This is a genomic window from Phormidium pseudopriestleyi FRX01, from assembly GCF_017313335.1.
GTDB classification, from domain to species: Bacteria; Cyanobacteriota; Cyanobacteriia; order Cyanobacteriales; family Laspinemataceae; genus Laspinema; species Laspinema pseudopriestleyi.
On record NZ_JAFLQW010000238.1, the window covers coordinates 1 to 7,350 of the forward strand.

Annotated in this window: 7 protein-coding genes and 1 riboswitch; of the genes, 4 read left to right on the top strand and 3 right to left on the bottom strand. The window is 47.2% G+C overall.

Going from position 1 to position 7,350, the window contains the following annotated elements; genetic code table 11:
* The first annotated feature begins 168 nt into the window (after positions 1–168).
* The 3 genes from J0895_RS08760 to J0895_RS08770 all read left to right on the top strand — a co-directional run bounded on the left by J0895_RS08760 (position 169) and on the right by J0895_RS08770 (position 3,532).
* Complete coding sequence (locus tag J0895_RS08760; RefSeq protein WP_207087724.1) at positions 169–852, top strand: Crp/Fnr family transcriptional regulator; 684 nt, start codon at positions 169–171, stop codon at positions 850–852.
* Positions 853–1,024: 172 nt separating this feature from the next.
* Positions 1,025–2,818, top strand: coding sequence for a M61 family metallopeptidase (locus J0895_RS08765; RefSeq protein WP_207087725.1), 1,794 nt, complete (start codon positions 1,025–1,027; stop codon positions 2,816–2,818).
* Between the two features lie 228 nt (positions 2,819–3,046).
* Positions 3,047–3,532 carry a tellurite resistance TerB family protein gene (locus J0895_RS08770; RefSeq protein WP_207087726.1) on the top strand — a complete coding sequence of 162 codons (486 nt, stop codon included), beginning with the start codon at positions 3,047–3,049 and terminating at the stop codon, positions 3,530–3,532.
* A gap of 53 nt (positions 3,533–3,585) precedes the next feature.
* On the opposite strand, the gene nadA is transcribed toward J0895_RS08770, so the two are convergent.
* The gene (nadA, locus tag J0895_RS08775) at positions 3,586–4,560 is read right to left on the bottom strand and encodes a quinolinate synthase NadA (RefSeq protein ID WP_207087727.1); all 975 of its coding nucleotides are present in this window, start codon (positions 4,558–4,560) and stop codon (positions 3,586–3,588) included.
* A gap of 126 nt (positions 4,561–4,686) precedes the next feature.
* Complete coding sequence (locus J0895_RS08780; RefSeq protein WP_207087728.1) at positions 4,687–5,454, bottom strand: hypothetical protein; 768 nt, start codon at positions 5,452–5,454, stop codon at positions 4,687–4,689.
* A 383-nt stretch (positions 5,455–5,837) separates the two neighbouring features.
* Positions 5,838–5,930, top strand: a riboswitch (Glutamine riboswitch).
* Positions 5,931–5,969: 39 nt separating this feature from the next.
* Here J0895_RS08780 and J0895_RS08785 point away from each other — a divergent pair.
* Positions 5,970–6,293, top strand: coding sequence for a DUF4278 domain-containing protein (locus J0895_RS08785; RefSeq protein ID WP_207087729.1), 324 nt, complete (start codon positions 5,970–5,972; stop codon positions 6,291–6,293).
* Between the two features lie 516 nt (positions 6,294–6,809).
* On the opposite strand, the gene J0895_RS08790 is transcribed toward J0895_RS08785, so the two are convergent.
* Positions 6,810–7,350, bottom strand: a 541-nt coding sequence (locus J0895_RS08790; RefSeq protein ID WP_207087730.1) for an RNA-guided endonuclease InsQ/TnpB family protein, incomplete at its 5' end; no start/stop codon positions are given.

A 7,350-nucleotide genomic window follows, 5' to 3' on the forward strand; every position in this document is an offset into this window, starting at 1 on the left:
ACAATAAAGAAGTAAGCCAAATTGCATCATCTCTTTTTTCGGGGATAGTTGTTTTGATGGTCTAGCGGGATACTTGAATGTCCCACTGTCGCCCTTTGGGGTAGGCAGGAATCCCCCGGCTTTAGACGTGGGGAGGTTCAACCTCATTCCCTATCTTAAATATCTTTCATGCAGACCGAAGCCTTTAGTGAGCTTTTCCCGCTATTTAGTGCCGCCAATCCAGAAACCCTGGAATGGCTTTTGTCCGTTGCGGTTGAGCACGAATATCCATCAGGCAGAGCAGTCTTAATGGAAGATGCCTGGGGCAATGCCGTTTACTTTATCGTCACTGGGTGGGTTAAAGTTCGACGCCTATATGGGGATAACGTCGTCACCCTTGCCATTCTTGGTCGAGGTGACTTCTTCGGGGAAATGGCAATTCTGGATGAATCGCCCCGTTCCACCGACGTGATTGCCCTCTCAACCGTGCAACTCCTGAGCGTTTCTGCCCAACGGTTTATCCAAACCCTGTTTAAAGACGCTCAACTCCATCATCGGATGCTCCAACTCATGGTCCGACGACTCAGACAGACTAATTTGCGCTTTCAATTGCGGAACCGCCCCCCAGCGGTCAAACTGGCCAATACCTTAGTTTCTCTGGCAGAAAACTATGGACAGTCCACCGAAAAAGGGACAGAAATCTACAATATTCCCTATAAAGACTTAGCAGATGTCACCGATATTGGCGTCGAAGAAGCCAGTAAAATCATGGAAAAATTGAACGCCAAAGGTTGGATTAAAATTGATGAAGCTGCTGAATCTCTTTATTTAGTCAATCTCAAACAGTTAACCCACTTAGCTGGCCACGTTTGAGCCATTTTCACCGAAAATAGCCAAGGTTAGGGGCATTCTAAACCGCAGGGAAGGGGATTAAGGCGATCGCGCCTGAAGCACTCACCGCCATCCAATCAAACTTGGCGAATCGACAGTCTAAAATACTGCCCCTAACCGAGCCCAGATTAGCCGATATAACCAAAAATAACCAATGACTGAAGCAACAACAATTCCACCGAGTACGATGCCTCGAATCGCACCCGATGTTTACTATCAGGTGGCGATGTATGAGCCAGAATCTCATCTGTTTGACGTGATGTTAAAGGTCCGGGGATGGCGAGCATCGGTCCTGGATTTGAAAATGCCCGTATGGACTCCCGGTTCCTATTTAGTGCGGGAGTATGCCAAACATCTCCAGGAATTCTCCGCTGAAGACCCCGACGAAATCGCCCTACCTTGGCGCAAACTGAGCAAAAATCATTGGCAAATCGAAACCCTAGGACTCTCGGAAATTATCGTTCGCTATCGCATCTATGCCAATGAACTCTCGGTCCGAACTAATCACTTAGATAGCACTCATGGCTATTTTAACGGTGCCGCCCTCTTCTTTTATATCCCCGGGTTTGAAAAAACTCCCCTCTCCATTCAGATTATCCCCCCAAAACCGGAATGGCGGGTTACCACTTCACTGCCCTCAACACCGGGACATCCCCACACCTTTACGGCCCCGGATTTCGATACCTTGGTGGATAGCCCCTTTGAAATTGGCACGCACCAATCCTATTATTTTGAAGTGGAACATAAACCCCATGAATTAGCAATTTGGGGCCCGGGAAATCTCCAAGCTGAACGGCTGATTTCTGATATTGAAAAAATCATTCAAACCGAAAGTCAGCTATTTGGAGGGTTACCTTACGATCGCTATTTGTTTATCCTCCATCTCTCTTCCCAAGGCTATGGCGGATTGGAACATAAAAATAGCTGTTCTTTGAACTATCCCCGCTTTGGATTTAGAAATACCGAAAAATACAACCGCTTCATCCAATTAGTTGCCCACGAGTTCTTTCACTTGTGGAATGTCAAGCGCATTCGTCCCAAACCCCTAGAAGTGTTTAACTATGAAGGGGAAACCTACACGACTTCTCTCTGGTTTTGTGAAGGAACCACCAGTTATTATGATATTTTGCTGCCTCTGTGGGCAGGCATTTATGATGCCAAAGTTGCCTTACAAGGGTTGAGTAAAGATATTACTCGTTTGCAAACGCTTCCAGGACGTTGTTATCAACCCCTGAGTGAATCGAGTTGGGATGCTTGGATTAAACTGTATCGCCGGGATGCCAATAGCGATAATTCCCAAATTTCCTACTATTTGAAAGGAGAATTAGTCTCCCTGTTGTTAGATTTGCGAATTCGGGCAAACTCCGGCAACGTGCGATCGCTGGATCAGGTGATGCAGCAAATGTGGCAACGGTTTGGTTCCGAAGAAATTGGCTTTACGGACGAGGAACTCAAGGAGATTATCGAATCCGTTGCCGAAGAAGATTTAACCGACTTCTTTAACCAATACATCCACGGGACTGCGGAATTACCCCTGGATGACTATCTGCAACCCTTTGGGTTAAAAGTGCAACCTGTTGAAAATAATGATGCAGCACCATTTTTGGGCTTGACAGTTAAGACAGAAAATGGTAAGGCAATAATTAAATTTGTAGAAATGGGTTCACCGGGACAACGGGCAGGAATCGATGCCGATGATGAATTGCTGGCGATTGATGGAATGCGCGTTACTGCCGAGGATTTGGGCGATCGCCTGAAAGACTATCAAACCGGGTCCAAAATCCAAATTACTGTTTTCCATCAAGAACAATTACGAACCGTTGAGGCGGTTCTCGCCCAACCCCGTCCCACGACTTACAATATCATCCCAATTCAGAATCCCACCGCGACTCAACAGAATAATCTGAAAGGGTGGTTAGGGAGTTCCGTGACTCAACTGAAAGGGTAAATTGGTGGAGAGGGGATAACGCCTGAAGGCGTTACTACAAACATTGGATAACGCCTGAAGGCGTTACTACAAACAATAGGCGTAAGTTTTTTGTTTTTGTTCGTAGTAACGCCTTCAGGCGTCTCTTCCCCTCAACCCATTCCCTAAGATAACCTTACGATACAAGCCGAACCCGGCGATCGCATGATAAGGTTTTGCCACAACTCTCCATGTTTTGAGGAAAGAACAATGGCAATCCAACCCCCACCCCCACCTTCCATCACCCCGCGTCAGATGAACCTGTTAAGAGTTGTAACGGCAATGGCATGGGCGGATGGTGAACTCGCCGCAGAAGAAGTCGAGATCATGCTCGATCGCTTTAGTCGCTTATTTTCCGTCAGTCCCGAACAACAAGACCTACTCAAAGAAGAACTGCGGGACTACATGATGCAAAACATCCCGCTAGAAGAATTAATCCCTAAACTCGCCACCCAACCGGAACGGGAACTGGTTCTGCAACTCGGCTATGAAGTCATCGCCTCCAGTGCTCGCACTCCCGATGAACCTAATATTAATGCTGAAGAAGCTCAAGCCTACCAAAAACTCGTTGCCCTCTTGAATTTGCCCGAGGATGTAGTTCCTCGCATCAAAGCCGAAGCGGAAAAAAGTTTACAAAATGAGGAAGGACTTATCGAGAAACTTGCATCTCAACTTCAAGCCTTTCTGAATCAATAATAAGTAGCGACAACCGCTGGGGGTTTAAACCCCCAGCTAATAGCTACTCTGAATTATGCGCTCATTTCTAGCATTCGTTGAATCGGGCGTAAAGCTGCCATGCGGGTTTCCTCGGGTAAAGTAATTTCTGGGGTGCGATTTTTCATGGCGAGATATAATTTTTCTAAGGTATTTAGCCTCATGTGAGGGCATTCATTACAAGCACAACTATTCATGGGCGGCGCAGGAATAAACTGTTTATCTTGCGCTTGTTTTTGCATTTGATGAATGATTCCCGGTTCCGTTGCCACGATAAATACTGTGCTGGCACTATTTTGAGCATAGTTTAACAATGCACTGGTTGAACCAACATAATTGGCATGGCGCAATACCGTTGGTTCACACTCCGGATGAGCAATGATTTCAGCTTCGGGATGTTTAATTTTGAGCTGAACAATTTTCTTTTCAGAAAAGGTTTCATGCACCATGCAACTGCCTTGCCACAAGACCATATCCCGGCCCGTTTGCTCCATCACATACCGACCTAAATTGCGGTCTGGGGCAAAAATAATCGGCTGATTTTCGGGAATTTGGCGCACCAGTTTAACGGCATTAGAACTGGTGCAGATAATGTCGCTCATGGCTTTAATGGCCGCCGAGCAGTTAATGTAAGAGATGACTATATGATCCGGATGAGCGGCTTTAAACTCCCCAAAGACATCGGGAGGACAACTATCGGCGAGGGAACAACCGGCATCCAAGTCGGGAAGTAACACCAGTTTATTCGGATTGAGGATTTTGGCTGTTTCTGCCATGAAGTGAACTCCGGCAAAGACGATGACATCGGCGTTCGTGTTGGCTGCTTTTCGGGCCAGTTCGAGGGAGTCGCCGATATAGTCAGCAATATCCTGAATGTCGGGTTCTTGATAGTAGTGGGCGAGGATAACGGCATTGAGTTCCTGCTTCAGGAGTTCAATCGCTTCAAATAAATCGTCTGGAATCGCGGAGGTTTGGGCAGAATTGGGCGGGGATAAAGTAGCAGTAAACACAATTTTCAGGGGGTGAACTTGCAGTTCTTTAGGGTGTTATTCCTAATTATAGTATTTTTTACCAAAAAGAGTTGAGCCAGGGGTCCCGATCGCCCGGAGATGAATTTACCTGACCTAGAGGGCCGCCTAATTTTCTAGGGAAATCTTTTCCATCCCCAGTTCCCGACTGCCGGTTCTCGCCCAACGTGCAGTTGCTTCGTTGCCTTTAAATTCATAATCCAACACGCCGAGGTTCGTGCTAGTCCCCCAACCGACAACCAGCCAATCATCCACCCGCAAACCAATCCCGCGATAGGTTTGATCATCGACATTCCAGGTGACTTGATAGATATCGCGGGATTCGGTAATTGTTAATTCTCCACTGAAGGAAGAATCCTCTTCTCCGGGGTCTGTACTCTGAATTTGATAGGAACCCGCTAACTCTCCCGATCGCCCTTTGGTGGCAAGTTCGGTCCCCACCTCACCATTGGCGGTACTGAGGGTCCATTTGCCATCTAAGGTGCCATCGTTCTGGATTCGATACAGGGCCACGCCATAAATCCCCTCGTCCAGTCCGGCCCCCACCAGTAACCGGCCTTCTTCATAGAACCCCAACCCGGAATAATTGCCTTCGGAGGTTTCCCACGAGACTTGATAGAGGTTATCGGTATTTCCAATGGCTGTGATATCGAGGCTACCCGTGTAAGCTTGACCCCGGGGAGTTCTGGCTTCCTGAATCCGCCAGACTCCTTCGAGGCGATCGGGCGCGGACTGTCGCCTCCAGAAAAATGCGGTTTGATTGGATTCTACTTCCTGAATCACAGGCTGTTCGATCGCCCCGATGGTGGGGGATGCAGGCAGGGCCAACACCATCAGGACACTTAAGAGATAACCGGCTGTATTGCGATAGGTCACGATCAGGTTTCTCCTTTGTTAAATTCGGTCAAGGGTGAACTTGCGGGGCTTTTGGAGCCAACAGACAACTCCAATGCCCGATATGAAGGGAGATGACCCCGTTGTAGTCGGGAGGGTTTCGCGGGGGGCGGAGTCTCCCGAGTTCCCATATAGAGTCCTCTATCGAGTCGGGGCCATTCATAGGCTATCCCTAATATATTGAGTTAAATCCCCCTTCTTTGCCTAGGTCCGGGGCTGTAAAATCTCTCAATCGCCGTTTCTACAAGGGTTTGAGCCGGATTTGAGAGAAAGACCATCTATACCTTAAGGAGTAATTTTGGGAAAAAAATTGAAAAACCCTTGACATTTCATTTTTAAACGGTAACAATGAATACAGAAAGTAAATCGTTCATCCCTCACCACAAGCCAGTTCAGCTCTGAACGGCATGAAGCTGGCAAGGGACGGAAGTAGGGAGTCACTCCCGAAGGAACGCGCCTCAACCTACAAACAAGACTCTATTTAGGGGGCGAAAAACATGAAACTTTCATATCGTGGCACCACTTACGACTACACTCCCGCAGAAGTTGATGTTACCGAAGGCGAACTAGCTGGTAAATATCGCGGGTTAGATTGGAAATTTTGCAATCAGAAGAAAGCCCCGGTCCAACAAGCAACCGTGGAACTGAAGTATCGGGGAGTTGCGTTCACCACTGGTGAACCGCAGTCCGCAAAAACCTCGGCACCGGAACAAGCTCGCCGTCTGATGATGGATCGGCAAGTTCAAGGTCAAAAACGCCAACGGTCGATGTTGAGCCGTTTGACGGCTGAACTCAAGAGCATTCCTGTTCTTGCCCATTAAGGGAAAGTGTTTCGAGACCCAGCTTAGTCAGCTAAAGGCTGGGTATAAATTCTCAACAACTTAACTGCTCTAAATATCTCCCATCTGGGAGGTATTTTTTTTATGGGGTTTTACAGGGGGAACGATGGGAACTAGAGTGGGCAGAGGAATGGATGTTTATATGTCAAAATTTAGATGGAGATCAACAGTCGGGTAAGCTGTAGTCAGTCATTCAAGATGATCACCGAGCATTGATCGCCGATCGCACTGGAAAAAATATCTGGATCTGTTGATCCACAAGGTTCTGTGGGCATTAAATGGATCGAGGTTTAGCGACTGATCTCATCTGATCCGATCGCGATCAAATGGTCGAACCCTGCTGCATGACTATCTTGAGCAGCCTCACTCAAATTCTGGGCGATCGCCCATCGCCTGTCCTCTGTTTAGAACCTAGCCGCTCTCTAAAACTTACTCAAACTTAATTGTATGATGTTTAGTTCCTAGCTTGGATCTTCGCAGACCTTTCCATCACTAGGCTTACACGGCTGAACTATCCGCGTTTTCCAAAATAATTGATGCATTTAAGTCACGATCTATTGAGATGTGACAGTTCGGACAGTCATACTGTCTTTTATGCAGGGGCATTTTTTGTCGGTGTCCGCAGTTGGAACAGATCTGTGAACTGGGATACCACGGGTCAATCAGGGTTAATTTGCTCCCATACCACTGGCATTTATACTCAATCGGGCGACGGAACTCATAAAACCCTCCATCGGCAATAGCACCCGCTTTTTTTATGATTTTGAGCATCCCTGACACATTTAAGTCTTCAATTTTTACTTCACCGTGGTTTTTGGCTAAGTAAGTTGTTAACTTGTGTAAATGGTCTGCTCTAATATCCGCGATGCGTCGGTGGGCGATCGCTAACTTGAGTTTCGTTTTTTCTCGGTTTTTACCTCCTTTTTGACGGCGACTTAGTTCTTTTTGGAGCTTGGCTAATTTTTTCTTAGCATGGCGATAGGCTTTGGGGTTGGGATAGGTGGTCCCATCGCTCAGGGTAGCCAGAGTTTTGATTCCT

Coding starts and splice junctions, on each gene's coding strand:
- J0895_RS08760 (WP_207087724.1), top strand. CDS start 169: ATGCAGACCGAAGCCTTTAGTGAGCTTTTCCCGCTATTTAGTGCCGCC.
- J0895_RS08765 (WP_207087725.1), top strand. CDS start 1,025: ATGACTGAAGCAACAACAATTCCACCGAGTACGATGCCTCGAATCGCA.
- J0895_RS08770 (WP_207087726.1), top strand. CDS start 3,047: ATGGCAATCCAACCCCCACCCCCACCTTCCATCACCCCGCGTCAGATG.
- J0895_RS08785 (WP_207087729.1), top strand. CDS start 5,970: ATGAAACTTTCATATCGTGGCACCACTTACGACTACACTCCCGCAGAA.